This window comes from Bacillus sp. JZ109 (assembly GCF_053903135.1).
Genome location: NZ_CP096388.1, coordinates 3,691,750 through 3,711,552 on the forward strand (window position 1 = coordinate 3,691,750; position 19,803 = coordinate 3,711,552).

Here is a 19,803-nt window from a genome sequence, read left to right on the forward strand (position 1 = left end):
GATCGGTTCACTGTTGGAAATCAAGAGAAAATAAAAAAGACACGCACAAATGCGTGTCCGTCAAAATCCTAAACATCCGCCGGGCTGCTTTCCGCGCTCCAGCTTTTCCGCCAGTAATAGCCTGCGGCAAGGACAAGTGCAAACGCCAGCAGCACGATACAGGAAAACGTGATAAAACCGATAGCATATGTGCCTGTCATCTGTTTGAGAGATCCTAAGATGTTCGGCAGGAAAAACCCTCCGATTCCTCCGGCCGCACCGACGATTCCCGTCACCATGCCAATTTCTTTGCGAAAACGCTGCGGCACGAGCTGGAATACTGCGCCGTTTCCCATTCCGAGCCCCATCATTCCGACAAACAATAGAACAATAACCATTGAGAGAGATGGCAGGCTGCTGACTCCGGCCATACACAGTGCCACGATGACAAACAGTACAGAAAGAACTTTCGTGCCGCCGACACGATCCGAAATCAAGCCCCCGACAGGCCGGAAAAAGCTCCCCGCCGCTACACATAATGTAACGAAGTCGCCCGCGTGAATTTTTGACAGCTGGTATTGATCAACAAAGAAAATAGATAAAAAGCTTGAGAGCCCGACAAATCCGCCAAATGTGACGCTGTACAGCAGGCAGAAAAACCATGTTTCCTTTTGCCCGAACACATGCAGATAGCTTTTGAGCGGCTGCGGAGCCGGCTGTGCAGGAGAATCCTTTGCCATGGATACAAAAAGAATAAAGACGATCAATAATGGAATTAGCGCAATTCCCATGACAATGTGCCAGCCGAACTGCTCTGCCAGACGAGGGCCAAACAGGGTTGCAAACAACGTGCCGCTGTTCCCCGCTCCGGCAATCCCCATCGCAAGTCCCTGCAAATGAGGCGGATACCAGCGGCTGGCCATAGGCAGCGCTACAGCAAAGCTTGCCCCCGCCACGCCAAGCAGAATCCCGATGGCATACAGCTCAGTCAGGGAACGGCCGCCGAATGTCCCCCAAAGCAGCGGAATCATCGTCACCAGCATCCCGATCACTGCCGTTTTTTTCGGTCCGATTCTGTCCGTTAAAATACCAAGAATGATACGAAACACTGATCCAGATAAAATCGGCACAGCTACGACAAGCCCTTTCTCAAAAGGAGACAGGCCAAAATCCTGAGAAATATAAACACCCAGCGCCCCTAGCATAACCCATATCATAAAACTGACATCAAAGTATAAAAAGGAACAGAGCAAAGTGAGTGGATGACCGCTAGTTTTCAGTTCCGACAGCTTCATAAGATTCCCCTTTCTAGACCCTCATTATTTTACATTTTCTGAATCAAGGATATAGGACCCTTATTTTCTGGAAAAGACATGTGTAAGTTTTTGTGACACGTTTAATGCGTTAACAGTGCATTGTGACATAATTTTTAATAGGAGAAAACTTACGAGCTTCGCCAAAGGAGGTCTGATACATGAAGAAACAAAGATTGGTGTTAGCGGGAAACGGCATGGCCGGAATCCGCTGTATTGAAGAAGTATTAAAGCTGAATCGCCACATGTTTGAGATTGTCATTTTCGGAAGCGAGCCGCATCCCAATTACAATCGCATTCTCTTATCCTCTGTATTGCAGGGTGAAGCGTCACTCGATGATATTACACTGAACAGCAAGGATTGGTACGACAAGCACGGGATCACGCTTTACACAGGCGAAACGGTTATTCAGATTGATACAGATCAGCAGCAGGTCATCACAGATCGGAAACGTACTCTGTCGTATGACAAATTAATAGTGGCAACAGGTTCCTCCCCTCATATTCTCCCTATCCCCGGGGCAGACAAAAAAGGCGTCTATGGATTTCGGACAATAGAAGACTGCCAAGCGCTGATGAAGATGGCTCAGCACTTTCAAAAGGCTGCGGTAATCGGAGCCGGCTTATTAGGACTGGAAGCTGCAGTCGGTTTACAGCATCTCGGTATGGATGTCAGCGTCATTCACCACTCCGCCGGCATTATGCAAAAACAGCTCGATCAAACAGCGGCGCGGCTGCTGCAAACAGAGCTGGAACAAAAAGGCCTAACCTTTCTTCTGGAGAAAGACACCGTCTCCATTTCCGGCGCCACCAAGGCAGACCGAATCCATTTTAAAGATGGCTCTTCATTAAAAGCAGACTTGATTGTGATGGCGGCCGGCGTCAGACCGAATATTGAATTAGCTGTATCCGCTGGAATCAAAGTGAACCGCGGGATCATCGTGAATGACTTCATGCAGACAAGCGAACCGAATATCTACGCCGTTGGTGAATGCGCCGAACATAACGGAACGGTGTACGGATTGGTGGCACCGCTTTATGAGCAGGGAAAAGCGCTCGCCAGTCATATTTGCGGCGTTCCATGTGAGGAATATCAAGGCTCAGCACCATCTGCGGCTTTAAAAATAGCTGGAATCGATGTGTGGTCAGCAGGAAAGATCCAAGAGGATGAACGCACGACGAGCATCAAAATCTACGACGAACAAGCAGGCGTTTATAAAAAAGCGCTTTTTGTAGATGACAAACTGGCCGGTGTTATTTTATTCGGAGACACCCGTGACAAGCAGCGGCTTCTCGACAGCCTGCTTAAACAACGAGACATCTCCATTGTCAAAAAGCAGATCATCGAACCGGAGACAAGCGGCCCTTTATTAGAATCCATGCCTTCCAGTGAAACGATTTGCCAATGCAACACAGTGACGAAAGGCGCGATTGAAGACGCGGTGCACACGAATAGCTTAACAACTGTTGAGGAAGTCAAGCACTGCACCAAAGCCACTGGGTCCTGCGGAGGATGCAAACCGCTCGTTGAAGACCTTTTGAGATACATGACCAACAGCGAATATACGAAGCCCGCCGGCACACCTTCGTTTTGCAGCTGTACTGATTTTACAGAAGACGACATCATCGCTGAGCTTCAGCGCAGGCCATTCACTAATCCGGCAGAAGTGATGGACCAGCTTGACTGGAGAACAAAAAAAGGATGCAGTACTTGTGTTCCTGCGATTCAATACTATCTGGAAATGCTGTACCCCGGGTTTGTCCAGCCTGAGCCAGCCACTGAAGAGACATGCATCCTGATTCCGCAAATGTACGGCGGGCGGACAAACGCGGAGCAGCTAAGAACCATCGCCAACATCATTGAGGCATACAGCATTCCCGACGTATCCATCACTCACGGCCAAAGGCTGAAGCTTTCCGGGATCAAGCCTGCGGATCTCCCGAACATAAAAAAAGACCTGAAGATGCCCGTTTACACTAATGAACACCGACACGCGCTGCAAAGCATCAAAGCATGTACATGCGGGCAAAATCGATCGATTCAGCAGCTGGCAGCCCAAATCGAAAGACAACTTGAGACGCTTCCCTTACCCGCTCCCATTTCTATCAGCTTATCATGTGAAACAGACTGCACCGATGCCGCCCTGCAAGATGTCGGCGCAATTCGGACACAAGCTGGCTGGGACATTTACATCGGAGGCGTCCGGGGAACTCATGCCCGTTCAGGAGCTCTGTTTTGCGTGACTGAGAACGAAGACAGCACTGCCGGCATGATCAAAGGACTGATCCAGTATTATCGGGAAACGGCTCATTACTTAGAAGCTGTTCATCAGTGGATAGACCGTCTCGGGATCGTTCATATCAGAGAAGTGCTATTCGAAGAAGACCTAAGGGCACAGCTGCTGGAAAGCCTCCAAACAGATCTGTCACTGATTCAAAACCCGACTGTAGAGACGGGTGCATATAAGAAAGGATGAGGCATTTTGACTGAACGACTGCTTAGATATTTCCGTGATAAACAGCAAGACGTCCAATCAGAAAAAACATATGACACTCAATGCCCGTTTTGCAGCATGCAGTGCAAAATGCAGCTCGTGGAACAAACCATCGTCACGCGCAAAAAGTACACTGCGATCGGGATTGATAATCCTACAACACAGGGGAGGCTATGCATGAAGGGCATGAATGCTCACCAGCATGCCTTGAACTCCTCTCGCATCACCCGCCCTCTGCTGAAGAAAAACGGCGAGTTTATCCCTGTTTCCTGGGAAGAAGCATTGAATTACATTAAAGACCAAGTGACAATGATCCAAGCAGAACACGGCCATGACGCCATGGCGGTATACGGAAGCGCCTCGATTACAAATGAAGAGGCGTATTTGTTAGGGAAATTCGCACGGGTGGGCTTACAGACAAAATACATCGACTACAACGGGAGGCTTTGTATGTCCGCCGCAGCAACCGCAGCCAACCAAACATTCGGAGCCGACAGAGGCTTAACGAATCCCTTATCAGACATTCCCCACACCCGTGTGATCATTCTGGCCGGCACCAATATCGCGGAGTGCCAGCCTACGATTATGCCATATTTTGAAAAAGCGAAAGAAAACGGAGCTTACATCATTGCCATTGATCCGCGTGAAACAGCGACAACAAAAATCGCCGATCTTCATTTGAAAATCAAACCCGGCACAGACGCCGCCCTTGCCAACGGTCTCGTCAAAATCATCATTGACGAACAGCTTATAAACGAGGATTTCATTCAATCACGAACAAATGGATTCGAAGAGCTGAAGCAGCATACTGACTCGTTGGACCTGAATGACATCGCCGAACAGACGAGTGTCCCCCTGGTGGATATAAGAAAAGCTGCTGTAAAGTTTGCCAAGGAAACGTCCGGCATGCTGTTTACAGCCCGCGGGATTGAACAGCAAACCGATGGAACAGCGGCTGTGAAAGGCTTCTTAAACATGGTGCTGATCACAGGAAAAATCGGCAAGCCTTACTCAGGTTACGGGGCGATCACCGGACAAGGCAACGGGCAAGGTGCAAGAGAGCATGGCCAAAAAGCCGATCAGCTTCCGGGCTATCGATCTATTGAAAACGAACAACACCGGGCACATGTTGCGAAAGTGTGGGGAATCCATCAGGATGATCTGCCGCGAAAAGGTGTCTCAGCCTATGAAATGATGGAAAAAATCAACGACGGCGACATCAAAGGATTGTTCCTCATGTGCTCCAATCCTGCTGTCTCCAGCCCAAATGCGAATCTCGTGAAAAAGGCTTTAAGGAAACTGACATTCTTTGTTGCAATCGATTTGTTTATTTCTGAGACTGCGAAATACGCAGATGTGATTTTACCTGCCTCCTCTTACTTAGAAGATGAAGGCACCATGACAAATGTAGAAGGACGCGTGACATTAAGAGAAGCAAGCCGGCCATGCCCCGGCGAAGCAAAGCATGATTGGCAGATCATTTGTGATCTCGCATCCGCTCTCGGCAAGGGCCGCTACTTTTCTTATACGTCAGCGGAGGATATTTTTAATGAATTGAGAGAAGCGAGCCGAGGCGGGATTGCCGATTATTCAGGCATCTCATACGACAGGCTCAGACGTGAAGGCGGCATTCATTGGCCGTGTCCGGAATCTGATCATCCCGGAACTGGGCGCTTGTTTACAGAATCATTTGCTCATCCGGATCAAAAAGCGGCATTAAGTGTGATTCCAAACGAACCACCTGTTCCAAAAGAGAAGCCGACAGCCGATTATCCGCTTTATTTAACGACAGGCAGAGTCATGTCTCACTACTTAACAGGCGTCCAAACAAGAAAAAGCGCCGCCCTTGCCGCGAGACATTTTGAATCGTTTATGGAAATCCATCCGCAAACAGCAGCGACCTACAATATCGAGGACCGTGTACTGGTAAAAATAGAATCGCCGCGGGGAAGCATCACCGTCCGCAGCAAATTATCAGAACAAATCAGAAAAGATACTGTTTTTGTTCCCATCCATTGGGCAGACGCTCAAAATGTGAATGATTTAATCGGGGAAGCCTTAGATCCAGCCTGTAAAATGCCCGGTTTTAAGGTATGTGCCGTCCGAATCAGACCCATTTAAATTTTTCATAAAATTTTTAGAACTTTTCGTATATTTTGTTACATTTTATAACATGTATCTTAAATATTCCTTTTTGCTGTGCTACGCTGGAAAAAACATTGATAAGGAGCGGATCATCTGATGGGAAAAAAACAGCTAGTTCTTGTTGGTAATGGAATGGCCGGGGTAAGGGCCATTGAAGAGATACTGAGTGTTGCTAAAGACGAGTTTCAGATCACAATTTTTGGTGCCGAACCGCATCCCAATTACAACCGAATCCTTTTGTCAAAAGTGCTTCAAGGCGATACAGATATTAAAGATATTACGTTAAACGATTGGGACTGGTACGAAGAAAACAACATTCAATTGTATACAAATGAAACAGTCATCAAAGTGGACACGGAAAACAAAACAGTCATCACAGATGCAGACAGAATCCAGCCTTACGATGAATTGATCTTGGCGACAGGCTCGGTCCCTTTTATCCTTCCGATTCCGGGCGCAGACAAAAAAGGCGTCACAGCTTTCCGGGACATAAAAGATACAGACACAATGCTCGCCGCGTCAAAACAATATAAAAAAGCTGCCGTCATCGGCGGAGGACTTCTTGGTTTGGAAGCAGCTCGCGGACTGCTGAATCTTGGCATGGACGTGTCCGTCATCCACCTTGCCCCATTCCTGATGGAGCGCCAGCTTGATGCAACGGCAGGACGCCTGCTGCAAAACGAGTTAGAAAAACAAGGTATGACCTTTTTACTTGAAAAGCAAACAGAAGAAATTGTCGGTGATGACCGTGTCGAAGGCCTTCGCTTCAAAGATGGCACAAGCATTGAAGCCGATTTAGTCGTCATGGCTGTCGGCATCCGTCCGAATACAACACTCGGCGCCGAGAGCGGCATTCCGGTTAACCGCGGCATCATCGTCAACGATTATATGCAGACTGAAATCCCGCACATTTACGCGGTCGGCGAATGTGCCGAGCACCGAGGTATCGCCTACGGGCTTGTGGCACCGCTCTATGAACAGGCAAAAGTGCTGGCGAAGCATATTTGCGGCATCGAAACAAAACCGTATGAGGGCTCCGTTCTCTCCACACAGTTAAAGGTATCAGGCGTCGAGGTTTTCTCTGCCGGTGACTTTAACGAATCAGAAGAGAAAAAAGCGATTAAAGTCTTCGATGAGCAGGACGGCATCTATAAAAAAATCGTCCTGAGAGGCAATCAAATAGTCGGTGCTGTTTTATTCGGCGACAGCAGCGAAGGCAATCGCCTGTTTTCTATGATTCAAAAAGAAGCCGATATCTCTGAAACCTCAAAAATATCAATCTTACAGCCTCTCGACCAACAAGCAGGCACAAGCATAACCGCAGCGATGAGCGACGATGAAATCATCTGCGGCTGTAACGGCGTGTCAAAAGGTGCGATTATTCAAGCCATACAGGAAAAGGGCTGCTCGTCAACGGACGAGATCAAAGCATGCACCGGCGCATCCCGCTCATGCGGAGGCTGTAAGCCACTCGTAGAAGAAATCCTCCAGCATACGCTCGGATCAGACTTTGATGCGTCAGCGCAAAAAGAATCCATTTGCGGCTGCACCACATTGTCGAGAGATGAAGTCGTAGAAGAAATCAAAGCCAAAGGGCTGTCACATACAAGAGAAGTCATGAATGTGCTCGGCTGGAAAACGCCAGAAGGCTGTTCCAAATGCCGGCCCGCTCTGAACTACTACTTAGGCATGATCAATCCAACCAAATACGAGGATGACCGGACATCCCGCTTTGTTAATGAACGAATGCACGCCAATATTCAAAAAGACGGAACATACTCAGTCGTTCCTCGGATGTACGGCGGCGTGACTAACTCCGCAGATTTGCGCAAGATCGCCGATGTCGTTGACAAATATGAGATCCCGCTCGTGAAAATGACAGGCGGCCAGCGAATTGATCTTATCGGCGTGAAAAAAGAAGACCTTCCGAAGGTATGGGAAGATCTTGATATGCCGTCGGGCTACGCGTACGGAAAAACGCTCCGCACAGTGAAAACTTGTGTAGGCGAGCAATTCTGCCGCTTCGGCACACAAGACTCCATGGCACTGGGCATTGCGCTTGAGAAAAAATTCGAAGGGCTAAACACGCCGCACAAAGTCAAAATGGCCGTGTCTGCATGCCCGCGAAACTGTGCGGAATCCGGCATTAAGGACCTTGGCGTTGTCGGCATCGACGGAGGCTGGGAGCTTTATGTCGGCGGAAACGGCGGAACCCACTTGCGTGCCGGCGATTTGCTGATGAAGGTGAAAACAAATGAAGAAGTCTTAGAATACGCAGGCGCTTACCTGCAATATTACAGGGAAACCGCAAACTATCTGGAGCGTACGTCCGCATGGCTTGAGCGCGTCGGTTTATCCCATGTCCAATCCGTGTTAAACGATCCGGAAAAGCGGCAGGAGCTGAACGACCGAATGAATGAAACACTCTCTGTCCACAAGGATCCGTGGAAAGACTTTTTAGAGGATAAACAAACCTCGAAAGAATTATTTGAAAATGTCGTGACCACATCATAATGACAAAAACAATCATTGAGGAGGAATGGGCATGGTAAACAAAGACGTAACAAAAGTATGTATCGGAAAAATTGAAGAATTGCCTGAACAATTAGGTAAAACAGTGTATATTGAAGATAAGGAGCTCGCGGTTTTCAAGCTTTCAGACGGAAGCATCCGCGCCATCGAAAACCGCTGTCCGCATAAAGGCGGCGTCCTGGCAGAAGGCATTGTCAGCGGTCAATATGTTTTCTGCCCGATGCACGACTGGAAAATTTCCTTAGAAGACGGAATCGTCCAAGAACCTGACCACGGATGCGTCAAAACATATGAAACGCTGATCGAAGGAGAACATGTTTATCTCGTATATTGATCAAAAGACCGGATCACTTTTCTAGTGGTCCTTCATTTTTTACAGTGACGGAAGGATGACATGATCATGAAGAACGGAATCGTATATTTCGTGGGAGCCGGACCCGGCGACCCAGGCCTGCTCACCATCAAAGGAAAACAGGCGCTCGAGGAAGCAGATGTGATTTTATATGACCGGCTCGCCAACCCGAAGCTGCTCGAATTTGCATCACCGGACTGCCAGTTTATTTATTGCGGAAAACTGCCAAACCGCCATTTTATGAAACAAAAAGAAATTAACGCCCTGCTGGTTGAAAAAGCATTAAATGGGTTAACCGTCGTTCGCTTGAAGGGCGGAGATCCGAGCGTATTCGGCAGAGTCGGCGAGGAAGCAGATGCTCTTCATGAGCACGGCATTCGCTATGAAATGGTGCCGGGAATCACCTCTGGAATTGCAGCGCCGCTATATGCGGGCATCCCCGTCACGCATCGGGATTTCGCATCGTCTTTTGCCATGATTACAGCGCATGATAAATCATTAAAAGGCACGCCGAACCTTGACTGGGAAGGGCTTGCACGAAGCGTACAAACCCTTGTTTTTTACATGGGTGTCAAGAACTTGTCTTATATTTGCCAGCAGCTTATTTCATACGGGAAATCACCTTCTGTCCCTGTCATTGTCATCCAATGGGGAACGTGGGGCCGCCAGCGGAGTGTGAAAGGAACGCTTGAGAACATCCAGCAAAAAGTGCAGGAACACCAGATTACAAACCCTGCGATTATCGTCATCGGAGACATCGTCAACTTTCAAACACACAGCTGGTTTGAAAGCAAACCGCTCATCGGACGGCATTTGATGGTTGTGACTCATGGCGAAGATGAAGACCCGCTTGCAGACAAGCTGCGCGATTCCGGCGCCGATGTCATCGAGTGGCCGAAATGGCGGACCGAAAACATGCCTGTCAATGAAGACATTCTTCGAAAGATTGGCACCTTTGAAGACGTTTTTTTCACATCGCGCCGGGCAGTTTGTGAATTTTTCAGAGCACTGGCTTCTCAGAAAATCGACATCCGCCAGCTGACAGCCAAACTGAGTGCAGCATCTGAACAAGCAAAGACGGAGCTTGAAAAACGGGGGTTTCTTGTCACCGCCATTCAGCCTGATTCAGAGAAATGTCTTGTTGTCGGGAGCCGCCATGCAGTGGAATTCATGCAAAAGCATGAATCCTGTTCGTTTTATATCACTCATGAAAACGTCATAGATGACCGGTTCACCCACATGATTCAGCGTACCATCAGTGAATCCCCGCTGCACATGGTCATTTGCCCGAACAAGCTGTCCGTTCAGCAATTGATCAATGGTGGCGAACAAATTGGCATTTCGCCGGAATTGTCAGCAAGCCGGCCTCCTATCGTCTGTATAGGCGATGACTCAGCTGCCGGGGCTTATGGATTCACAGCCATCCAAGAACAGGATGAATTATTTGCTTTCATCCAAAATCAACAAGCGGAAAAAAAACTCCTTCACAGCTGATGGCAAACAGCCCTTTCCCCCAAGGGCTGTTTTATTTATGTACCAATTTTTTATGATGGGTGGAATACATCGCCATATTCTCGGCCTTAGGATCCAAATAAGCCTTGGCACTGTTGACTGCTGTCGGGCCTTCGGTAAAGCCGCCGGCAATTAATCTCAACTTGCTTTCATAAAAAGCCGCATCACCCGCCACAAACACGCCCGGAAGATTCGTTCGCATATGTCTGTCAGCTTTCACCCTGCCTTCTTCAATCTCCAGCCCCCACTCCATCATCGGCCCGAGATCAATTTTGAACCCATGATTGATGATCAGCTCATCAATTTCTATGTCTTCCCTCTGGCTAGACTCAGTATGACAAACGGTCACGCTTTTGATGCGCTCTTCATCTCCGTTCAACTGCTCCAGCCGATAAGGAGTAAGCACCCGCACCGATGATTGCTTCATTTTCGTCACGCTGCTTTCCATTCCGCCGAATTCCTCGCGGCGATGAACGACAGTCACAGACGCCGCAATCGGTTCAAGTTCATTAGCCCAATCGACCGCAGTATCTCCGCCGCCTGATATCACCACGCGCTTATCTTTAAACGCATCGAGCTTCTCCACTCCGTAATGAAGATTTTTGCCCGCATATCGGGCCGCATCCTCGCTGTCAAACTCATTGACCTCAAGTGTACCCATGCCGCAAGCCAAAATCACAGTTCTTGTATAGTGCTTTTCGCCTTCAGAACCCATCAGAACAATGGTGCCGTCATCTAGGCGTTCAAACCCGGTCACACGCTGATTCAATACGATATCAGGATCAAACGTTGCCGCCTGCTCCTTCAGCTGCTCGATCAGCTGCTTTCCCGCAATCCCCGGTATGCCGCCGATATCGCGAATGATTTTCTCAGGAAAGAATAAAGACACCTTCCCTCCGAGCTTCGGCAAAAATTCGATTACCTTTGTTTTCAGCTCCCGCATCCCGCAGTAAAAAGCAGTAAACAGCCCAATCGGCCCCCCGCCTATAATCGTAACGTCATATACCTCTTGATTCTCAGCCATCCGTCCTGCCTCCCGTTCACATCTATATCAAAGTTTTAATTGAGAATGAATATCAATACAAAGTATATCATATTCAAGGGCCTTTGTTTATTCATTTCTTCTCCTTGTGGTCAATTGCTGAAAACTCTATAATAGGCAAAAACCAATTGGGTGAAACAGATGAAAAGACGAGTCGAAACGATCACCTTCGAAGGACATACACTAGAATATTCAGTGGCTGGAAAGGGTGCCCCCATCCTTATCATGCATGGCGGGCATTCAAATTGTTACGAGGAATTCGGATACACAGCGTTGATTGAGCAAGGGTATTCCATCATTACGCCTTCAAGGCCTGGCTATGGACGGACGTCAAAAGAAATTGGAAAAAGTCTTGCCAATGCCTGCCGTTTCTATGTGAAATTATTAGATCATTTACAAATCGAGAGTGTCCATGTGATCGCCATCTCAGCAGGAGGGCCGAGCGGCATATGCTTTGCCTCACATTATCCGGAAAGAGTAAATACATTGACCCTGCAATCCGCGGTCACCAAAGAGTGGCTCACCCCAAAAGACACTGAATATAAATTGGGGAGAATTCTCTTCCGCCCGCCGGTGGAAAAGTGGATATGGAAGCTGATTTCTTCCTTGAATAACGCTTTCCCGCGTTTGATGTTTCGAGCTATGAGCCCCAAATTCAGCACGCTTCCGTTTCAGCGAATCAAGTCCTTGATGAATGAAAAAGACATAGAAGCATTTCGGAAAATGAACAGCCGGCAGCGCTCGGGTGAAGGATTTCTGATTGACTTGTCACAAACCGCCGCTGTCTCTTTAAAAGACCTGCAAGCCATCATTTGTCCCGTGCTGATTATGCAAAGTGTTTATGATGGATTGGTTGACTTGTCACATGCACATCATGCAAAAGAGCACATTCGTGGCGCTGTTCTCTGTTTGCTTCACTCATGGGGACACCTGATTTGGCTCGGAAAAGAAGCTGCAGAAACAGACAGTATCCTACTCGGTTTTTTGGAATCCTAACCAAAGTGAAACGATCCTTTCCCTTCCTCCGTCAAACAAGCAGTGCCTTTTTTTCTGGTATCATAAGAAAGGCAGCTTAACATGAGCGGAGGTTTTATTGTGACAGCACAATCATCTTTTCTTCAGCTGAATTCTATTTTTATCAGCATTTTAATAGAAGCCATTCCGTTTATTCTGATTGGCGTCATACTTTCCGGAATCATTCAAATGTTTGTTTCTGAAGAAATGATTGCAAGAATCATGCCGAAAAACCGTTTTCTCGCCGTTTTATTCGGTGCGCTGGCCGGCGTTTTATTTCCCGCCTGCGAATGCGGCATCATCCCGATTACGAGGCGGCTTCTGTTAAAGGGAGTTCCTCTGCATGCGGGCGTTGCTTTCATGCTGACCGCGCCTATCATTAATCCTATCGTTTTATTTTCTACTTATATTGCGTTCGGGAATAGATGGAGCGTGGTCTTTTACAGAGGCGGACTGGCTCTCGCCGTTTCGCTGATCATCGGGGTCATTTTATCCTATCAATTTAAGGATAACCAGCTTTTAAAGCCTGATGAACCCGGGCACCACCATCATCATCACGGCACCTTGCTCCAAAAACTGGGCGGGACCTTGCGGCATGCCATTGATGAATTTTTCTCCGTGGGGAAATATTTAATCATCGGCGCCTTTATCGCAGCCGCTATGCAGACGTATGTCAAAACATCCACTCTGCTTGCGATCGGGCAGAATGATGTATCCTCTTCCCTCGTGATGATGGGTCTGGCGTTTGTCCTGTCGCTTTGTTCAGAAGTTGATGCGTTCATCGCGTCTTCCTTCAGCAGCACATTTTCATTAGGATCGTTAATCGCCTTTCTCGTCTTTGGCGCAATGGTGGATATTAAGAATCTATTGATGATGCTTGCGGCCTTCAAAAAACGATTTGTTTTCCTGCTGATTACATACATTGTCGTGATTGTTTTAGCGGGATCACTACTGGTAAAGGGGTGATTGGATGTTTCGTCTATTGGTGCTGATGGGATTTACGTTTTTCTTTTATCATCTGCATGCCTCAGGAAATCTAACAAAATATATCAATATGAAATATGCCTATCTTTCCTTTATTGCGATTTTCCTGCTGGCCATTCTGACCGCCGTCCAAGCATATCTATTTATCAAGTCGCCTGAAAAAAGCGGGCATCACCATGACCATGATTGCGGGTGCGGCCATGATCACGAGCATGACCATGAACAAAACAAGCCATTTTATCAGCGTTATTTGATTTATGTTGTTTTTCTTTTTCCTTTGGTGTCAGGCATCTTCTTCCCGATTGCAACGCTTGACTCATCCATAGTCAAAACAAAAGGGTTCTCGTTTAAGGCGATGGAGAGCGGAGATCACTACTCCCAAACTCAGTATTTGCGGCCTGATGCCAGCCTTTATTACGCGCAAGACAGCTATGACAAACAAATGAAACAGCTGTTTAATAAGTATTCCAGCAAAAAAGAGATTTCTCTGACCGATGACGATTTCCTAAAAGGAATGGAAACCATCTATAACTATCCGGGTGAATTTCTCGGACGGACGATAGAATTTCATGGATTTGCTTACAAAGGAAACGCAATTAACAAAAATCAGTTGTTCGTATTAAGGTTTGGCATCATTCACTGTATCGCTGATTCCGGCGTGTACGGGATGCTTGTGGAATTTCCGAAGGACATGGACATCAAGGATGATGAATGGATTCACATTAAGGGCACTCTGGCCTCAGAATATTACCAGCCATTCAAGTCAACTCTCCCTGTCGTCAAAGTAACTGACTGGAATACCATTAAAAAACCTGATGATCCGTATGTTTACAGAGGATTTTAAGTGAAGACGAAACCAGTACAAGTACTGGTTTCTTTTTTATTTCTTTTTCATCAGCATCAAATCGAGATAGAGCTGGCACCGCGTTCTGAAATCGCTTAAATCGATCGACGTCATCTCAGTAATCTGTTTGATGCGGTAATTCAATGTATTTTGGTGAATAAAGAGCTGTTCTGCCGCTGGTTTTGTTTTGCAGTTGTTGAGGAGATAGATTTCCAAGGTTTTGAGCAGCTCAGTGCTGCTTTCTTCGTCTTTCGCTTTTAATAAAGCTAAATCTTTATTCTCGTATTCTAAAAATTCATTTTTCTGTTCGATGCTTTCTAAATAGCGGTAAATGCCGAGTTTGGCATATTCATATGGAATGTTTTCCTGATTGCCGGTGATTTCTGCGGCTTTGATGACTTCAAGTGCTTCTGTGTAGCTCTTGCCAAGTTTTAATAGGTGATTATATTCGTTTCCGATACCGATATAAATAGGGGTAGGTATTTTCTGAAAGTGAAAATGTGTTAACAGCTTGTTAATAAACTCAGAAGCTGCTGAGGAGACGGAGCTTTTTTGGGAAAAACTCGCTACGACGATGACAATATTTGATTCGATCGTTAAGACATGACTGACCTTATCCCGTAAATTCAGGTACGACCTGATATTTTCCTTTAAATCCTCTACCGCTTCCCCATCCCCATTTGCGGCGTGCAGGATAACAACTGAAAACATGGAAGGCAGCACGGTGTTGATCCTTTCAGCTTCCCGTCTGAGTTCCTTCTCAGAGGTAAATTGCTGATAGATCGCCCGTTTGATGAGATCCTCTGCTTTTTCTTCCTTTTCCTGTTTCAATTTATTCGTTTTATAAATGATTTTCCCGACATGGAAGGAGGTCTCGTACAAAAAGTCGAGCTCTTCATCCGTCAGATTTTGGTCCAGCTCCTGAATCCAGATGTAGCCCATGACTTCCCCTTTGTGCTTTGCACTCACGACCACCCTCTGGTTTAACCCAATGCTTTCAATTTTATTGACGCGAAAAGGCTCAGGCTCTGTTTTCAATTTTTCAATAATTCCGTCCTTCAGAAACCTCTCAAAAATCTGGACCGGACACTTTTTCGAAAAAATAGTCTGCTGGTTGGCAGAATCAAAATGGTTAATATAGTAAGAATTATAGGCTAACAAAAAGAAATCCGCGCTTTCCAGTATCACTGGCTTTTGCAGCTCATAGCTAATAAAATCAATCAGTTTATCAACATCTGAAAATGAAAAAACTCTCTCTAAAAGCTCTTCCATACCTTTTTCTCCTATACTTTTTTTACTTTAATCATATCCATACGGGGTCTTTTTGTATAGAAAAAAATACGTTTGTTTCCAAAAGAAAAAAATGGCCGCTTAAAAGGAGAAAAGAGGAAAAAGGGACAGCCCCTTCCTCCTCCTTTCAATCTTTATTGTGACATTGTATCTTGGTAGTCGTTGAACTGGTCTGTGACAGCTTGTGACGGAGCCTGCGTCAATATGCTGACAAAAAACACAGATAATAGACTCGCAGCAAAACCAGGTATCATTTCATACAGAAAGTCCGAAAGACCGGCATTCGCCCAAATGATTACAGTCGCTGCTCCCACAATCATGCCGGCGAGTGCCCCCCATTTGGTCATTCGTTTCCAAAACAGACTGAGCAGTACAACCGGCCCGAATGATGCACCGAAGCCCGCCCACGCGTAGCTGACCAATCCAAGGATAGTGTTATTTTTCTCCCAAGCCAGAACCAACGCGACAATTGAAACAGCCAGAACAGCCAGACGGCCTAAAAACACCAGCTCTTTATCTGAAGCTGAGCGTCTGAACATCGACTTATACAAATCTTCTACCAGAGAGCTTGATGTCACAAGCAGCTGAGAAGAAATGGTACTCATAATCGCAGCCAAAATCGCTGAAATCAGAAAACCCGTGATAATCGGATGAAACAAGATATTCCCTAATTGAATAAAAATCGTCTCTGGGTCCTTCAGTGTCATGCCGCGCTGATGGTAATAAGCGATTCCGCCCAAACCGGTCAGCACTGCGCCTACTGCAGACAAAATCATCCAGCCCATCCCGATTCTGCGCGCTCTTTTGATCTCTTTGACAGACGTGATCGCCATAAAACGCACAATAATATGCGGCTGGCCAAAGTATCCCAGCCCCCAGGCAAACAAAGAAATAATGCCAAGGACGCTCGTTCCTTTGAAAATATTAAACATATCAGGATCTACAGAGCGGATTTCAGCAACTGTATCACCTGCTCCTCCCGTGTGGAAAAACGTAACGATCGGCACAAGAATGAGTGCGGCAAACATAATGATCCCCTGAACAAAATCTGTCCAGCTGACTGCCAAAAAGCCGCCAAACAGGGTATATGCCACAACAACACCCGTCACAATCCACAGGCCGGTGTGATAATCCATCCCCAAGATGCTGTTGAATAAGACGCCGCCGGACACCATTCCGGACGATACATAAAACGTGAAAAAGACTAAAATGACAATTCCTGAAAACAGTCTGAGAAGCTTTGTTTGATCTCCGAAGCGATTTTCCAGGAATCCGGGAATTGTAATGGAATTCCCCGCTTTTTCAGTATAGGTTCTCAGCCGCGGTGCGACGTAAAGCCAGTTCGCCCACGCTCCAAGGCAAAGTCCGATGACGATCCAAGCGCCGCTCAGACCAGTAGAAAACATGGCGCCCGGAAGCCCCATTAGCAGCCAGCCGCTCATATCGGCAGCGCCGGCACTGAGAGCAGTTACTGCCGGACCCAAAGAGCGTCCTCCCAGCATGTAATCCGTCAGATTCGACGTACGCTTGTAAGCAAAGTAGCCGATTAGCAACATTCCCGCCATATAAATACAAATCGAAATAATCAGCTGTGTGTTTTCTATGGCACTTCCTCCTCTTTTTTATAGTATATGGATGAAATGGACACCCCCGCAGGGAGGATGCCCATTTAGTCCCGCTTAGAACATTTCACTGATTGTTTTTGCTTGCATATGCAGAGCCAAGTAATCCGGCCCGCCTGCTTTTGAATCCGTTCCCGACATTTTGAAGCCGCCAAACGGATGGTAGCCGACGATAGCACCTGTACAGTTGCGGTTGAAGTATAGGTTTCCGACATGGAATTCCTGTTTCGCACGCTCGATGTGCTTGCGGTTGTTTGTGATAACCGCGCCTGTCAAACCATATTCAGTATTGTTTGCCACTTCTAAAGCTTCATCAAAGTCTGACACTTTACAAAATGCAACGACAGGTCCGAAAATTTCTTCCTGCATGAGTCTTGCTTTCGGATCAAGGTCAGCGAAGATCGTCGGTTTGATGAAGTATCCTTTCGAATCATCACCAGTACCGCCGCTTACTAAACGCCCTTCCTGTTTTCCGATCTCAATATAGCTCATAATTTTATCATAAGAACCTTGGTCAATGACAGGTCCCATATAAACATCTGCACTGTCAGGTTTAGCTGTTACTTTTGATTCCGTAATTTCAATGACACGCTCTAATACTTGATCATACACTTTTTCATGAACTACTGCACGTGAACCTGCAGAGCATTTTTGTCCCGCAAAGCCGAATGCTGAAGTAAAGATCGATTGAGCCGCTAATTCAATGTCCGCATCCTCATCGACAACAACCGTATCTTTACCGCCCATTTCAGCGATGACACGCTTTAAGTGCTGCTGGCCTGGCTGAACCTTCGCCGCGCGTTCGAAAATTCTCGTACCAACTTCTCTTGATCCCGTAAATGTGATAAGGCTTGTTTTCGGATGGTCAACAAGATAGTCGCCTACTTCCGCTCCGCTTCCCGGAACAAAGTTGACTACGCCTTTTGGCAATCCGGACTCTTCAAGCACCTCAACAAATTTTGCTGCAATAACAGGTGTAGCACTCGCAGGTTTCAGAACCACTGTGTTTCCAGTAACGATCGGCGCCACTGTTGTGCCTGCCATGATCGCAAACAAGAAGTTCCAAGGCGGGATAACGACTGTCACTCCAGTCGGCGTGTATACATATTGGTTTTTCTCGCCTTCACGGCTGTTGACCGGTTTGCCTTTTGCCAGTTCGATCATTTGTCGTGCATAATACTCCATGAAGTCAATCGCTTCAGCCGTATCGGCATCCGCCTCGTTCCAAGGCTTTCCTGCTTCTTTCACAAGCAAAGCTGAGAATTCATGTTTTCTTCTGCGGACTTTGGCAGCAGCGCGGAACAGGACAGCCGCTCTCTCTTCAGGAGACGTGTATCTCCACTCTTCAAATGCTTTTGCAGCCGCTTGAATCGCTTGCTCAGCGTGCTCTTGAGAAGCTTTTGACACTCGGCCGACGACTTCTTCTTTATCAGCCGGGTTGATTGAAACGATTTTCGCTTCCGTTTCCACTCTCTCGCCGTTAATGACAAGCGGATAGTCTTTTCCTAAATATTCGCTTACTGTCGCAAGCGCTTTTTTAAACGCTTCCACGTTGTTTTGATCTTGGAAATTTGTGAATGGCTCGTGTTTGTAAGGTGTTGTCATGATAATCTCTCCTTTTTTACTTCTTTGTCATTCCTTTGAAAGCAAATGCAATGTTTGACGGACGTTCTGCAAGGCGTCTCATAAAGTAGCCGTACCAATCCTCGCCGTATGGCAGGTAGACTCTCATGTTATAACCTTCTTTTACGAGGCTGAGCTGGGTTTGCGACCGCATGCCGTACAGCATCTGAAATTCAAACTTGTCATTGGCAATGCCATGTTCCTTGGCAAGCTGCTTTGTAAAGTCGATCATTTTGTCGTCATGTGTGGCAATCGCTGTATAGTGACCGTTTAAGAGCTGCTTTCGGATGATTTTTTTGTAATTTTCATCGACATCGCTTTTCTCCGGGAAAGCTACTTTTTCTGATTCTTTATAAGCTCCTTTTACAAGGCGAAGGAACGGGTTTAAAGAATCCAAATCGTCAATGTCTTTTTCCGTCCGGTACAGATAGGCTTGCAGCACTGTGCTCACATGCTCGTATTTCTTTCTGAAATCTTTGAAAATATCAAGCGTTTTCTGGCATCTGACTTCGTCCTCCATGTCAATGGTGACCATGATTTTATGTTTCTCGGCCGTCTGAAGGATTTTTGTCATATTTTCATACACCAAATCCATATCTATATCCAAACCTAAAGACGTCATTTTTAAAGAAACGTGTGAGTTCAGCTCCTGATCCGCGATGGTCGCAATGGTTTGAATGCACTCTTCCGTACGCTCCCGTGCGACCTCGGCGCTGTTCACAAACTCGCCTAAATGATCGACAGTAACTGACAGGCCTTGGCTGTTAAGCTGTCGAATGGTCGGGATTGAACTGTTAAAGTCATTCCCGCCGATAATTTTACCCGCTGCTACCCGGCTTCCCCAGTTCCTCGCCATTTTATTGAGAAAGCCGCTTTTGGATAAAAATAAGAAAAAATCTCTTGTGATCACTTCCAACCTCAACACCCCGCAATCTAAGAAGTATTTGTATGAGTTTATTGTAAATGGACAAAACCGACGTTCACAATATTCTCAAAATACAAAGATTCTGATTATTTTTGTGGGTTTGCCACAATCAGATAGTTAGAAAGTCGGGG

The 19,803-nt window shown here is 46.7% G+C and carries 14 protein-coding genes; 8 read left to right on the forward strand and 6 right to left on the reverse strand.

Annotated features, from left to right (window positions below; all coding sequences use genetic code 11):
- Positions 1 to 68: 68 nt before the first annotated feature.
- Entirely contained in the window at positions 69 to 1,274 is a 1,206-nt protein-coding gene (locus M1D94_RS19390; RefSeq protein WP_038828500.1) for an MFS transporter, read from the reverse strand.
- A 179-nt stretch (positions 1,275 to 1,453) separates the two neighbouring features.
- Here M1D94_RS19390 and nasB point away from each other — a divergent pair, with 179 nt between their 5' ends.
- The 5 genes from nasB to cobA all read left to right on the forward strand — a co-directional run bounded on the left by nasB (position 1,454) and on the right by cobA (position 10,310).
- Positions 1,454 to 3,769, forward strand: coding sequence for an assimilatory nitrate reductase electron transfer subunit NasB (gene nasB / locus M1D94_RS19395; protein ID WP_321541277.1), 2,316 nt, complete (start codon positions 1,454 to 1,456; stop codon positions 3,767 to 3,769).
- Between the two features lie 6 nt (positions 3,770 to 3,775).
- Complete coding sequence (gene nasC / locus M1D94_RS19400) at positions 3,776 to 5,908, forward strand: assimilatory nitrate reductase catalytic subunit NasC (protein ID WP_321541276.1); 2,133 nt, start codon at positions 3,776 to 3,778, stop codon at positions 5,906 to 5,908.
- Positions 5,909 to 6,028: 120 nt separating this feature from the next.
- The gene (nasD, locus tag M1D94_RS19405; protein ID WP_426842192.1) at positions 6,029 to 8,446 is read left to right on the forward strand and encodes an NADPH-nitrite reductase; all 2,418 of its coding nucleotides are present in this window, start codon (positions 6,029 to 6,031) and stop codon (positions 8,444 to 8,446) included.
- A gap of 31 nt (positions 8,447 to 8,477) precedes the next feature.
- Positions 8,478 to 8,798: a nitrite reductase small subunit NirD gene (nirD, locus tag M1D94_RS19410; protein WP_003246252.1), complete on the forward strand. Its 321-nt coding sequence runs from the start codon at positions 8,478 to 8,480 to the stop codon at positions 8,796 to 8,798.
- A gap of 60 nt (positions 8,799 to 8,858) precedes the next feature.
- Positions 8,859 to 10,310, forward strand: coding sequence for a uroporphyrinogen-III C-methyltransferase (gene cobA, locus M1D94_RS19415; protein ID WP_456270313.1), 1,452 nt, complete (start codon positions 8,859 to 8,861; stop codon positions 10,308 to 10,310).
- A gap of 31 nt (positions 10,311 to 10,341) precedes the next feature.
- Here the strand turns inward: cobA and ffoR are convergent, their stop codons facing one another.
- Entirely contained in the window at positions 10,342 to 11,352 is a 1,011-nt protein-coding gene (gene ffoR / locus M1D94_RS19420; RefSeq protein ID WP_049140231.1) for a ferredoxin--NADP(+) reductase, read from the reverse strand.
- Positions 11,353 to 11,511: 159 nt separating this feature from the next.
- Here ffoR and M1D94_RS19425 point away from each other — a divergent pair, with 159 nt between their 5' ends.
- The 3 genes from M1D94_RS19425 to M1D94_RS19435 all read left to right on the forward strand — a co-directional run bounded on the left by M1D94_RS19425 (position 11,512) and on the right by M1D94_RS19435 (position 14,212).
- Positions 11,512 to 12,366: an alpha/beta fold hydrolase gene (locus M1D94_RS19425; protein ID WP_249849596.1), complete on the forward strand. Its 855-nt coding sequence runs from the start codon at positions 11,512 to 11,514 to the stop codon at positions 12,364 to 12,366.
- A 99-nt stretch (positions 12,367 to 12,465) separates the two neighbouring features.
- Positions 12,466 to 13,350, forward strand: a complete 885-nt coding sequence (locus M1D94_RS19430) for a permease (RefSeq protein WP_010886400.1) — start codon at positions 12,466 to 12,468, stop codon at positions 13,348 to 13,350.
- Between the two features lie 4 nt (positions 13,351 to 13,354).
- The gene (locus M1D94_RS19435; protein ID WP_003234649.1) at positions 13,355 to 14,212 is read left to right on the forward strand and encodes a TIGR03943 family putative permease subunit; all 858 of its coding nucleotides are present in this window, start codon (positions 13,355 to 13,357) and stop codon (positions 14,210 to 14,212) included.
- 36 nt (positions 14,213 to 14,248) lie between these two features.
- Here the strand turns inward: M1D94_RS19435 and putR are convergent, their stop codons facing one another.
- From putR to putB, 4 genes are all read right to left on the reverse strand, one after another.
- A complete protein-coding gene (gene putR, locus M1D94_RS19440; RefSeq protein ID WP_003234651.1) occupies positions 14,249 to 15,484 on the reverse strand; it encodes a proline utilization transcriptional regulator PutR in 1,236 nt (411 codons plus the stop codon).
- A 152-nt stretch (positions 15,485 to 15,636) separates the two neighbouring features.
- Positions 15,637 to 17,091, reverse strand: coding sequence for a sodium/proline symporter PutP (putP, locus tag M1D94_RS19445; protein ID WP_072175235.1), 1,455 nt, complete (start codon positions 17,089 to 17,091; stop codon positions 15,637 to 15,639).
- A gap of 90 nt (positions 17,092 to 17,181) precedes the next feature.
- Positions 17,182 to 18,729 carry an L-glutamate gamma-semialdehyde dehydrogenase gene (gene pruA / locus M1D94_RS19450; protein WP_003234655.1) on the reverse strand — a complete coding sequence of 516 codons (1,548 nt, stop codon included), beginning with the start codon at positions 18,727 to 18,729 and terminating at the stop codon, positions 17,182 to 17,184.
- 16 nt (positions 18,730 to 18,745) lie between these two features.
- Entirely contained in the window at positions 18,746 to 19,657 is a 912-nt protein-coding gene (putB, locus tag M1D94_RS19455; RefSeq protein WP_003246421.1) for a proline dehydrogenase PutB, read from the reverse strand.
- Positions 19,658 to 19,803: the final 146 nt, after the last annotated feature.

What these genes read in the sequence shown, in the direction of transcription:
- ffoR (WP_049140231.1), bottom strand. Translation starts at nt 11,352, where the DNA reads ATGGCTGAGAATCAAGAGGTATATGACGTTACGATTATAGGCGGGGGG.
- cobA (WP_456270313.1), top strand. Translation starts at nt 8,859, where the DNA reads ATGATCATGAAGAACGGAATCGTATATTTCGTGGGAGCCGGACCCGGC.
- nirD (WP_003246252.1), top strand. Translation starts at nt 8,478, where the DNA reads ATGGTAAACAAAGACGTAACAAAAGTATGTATCGGAAAAATTGAAGAA.
- nasB (WP_321541277.1), top strand. Translation starts at nt 1,454, where the DNA reads ATGAAGAAACAAAGATTGGTGTTAGCGGGAAACGGCATGGCCGGAATC.
- putR (WP_003234651.1), bottom strand. Translation starts at nt 15,484, where the DNA reads ATGGAAGAGCTTTTAGAGAGAGTTTTTTCATTTTCAGATGTTGATAAA.
- nasD (WP_426842192.1), top strand. Translation starts at nt 6,029, where the DNA reads ATGGGAAAAAAACAGCTAGTTCTTGTTGGTAATGGAATGGCCGGGGTA.
- pruA (WP_003234655.1), bottom strand. Translation starts at nt 18,729, where the DNA reads ATGACAACACCTTACAAACACGAGCCATTCACAAATTTCCAAGATCAA.
- M1D94_RS19390 (WP_038828500.1), bottom strand. Translation starts at nt 1,274, where the DNA reads ATGAAGCTGTCGGAACTGAAAACTAGCGGTCATCCACTCACTTTGCTC.
- M1D94_RS19425 (WP_249849596.1), top strand. Translation starts at nt 11,512, where the DNA reads ATGAAAAGACGAGTCGAAACGATCACCTTCGAAGGACATACACTAGAA.
- M1D94_RS19435 (WP_003234649.1), top strand. Translation starts at nt 13,355, where the DNA reads ATGTTTCGTCTATTGGTGCTGATGGGATTTACGTTTTTCTTTTATCAT.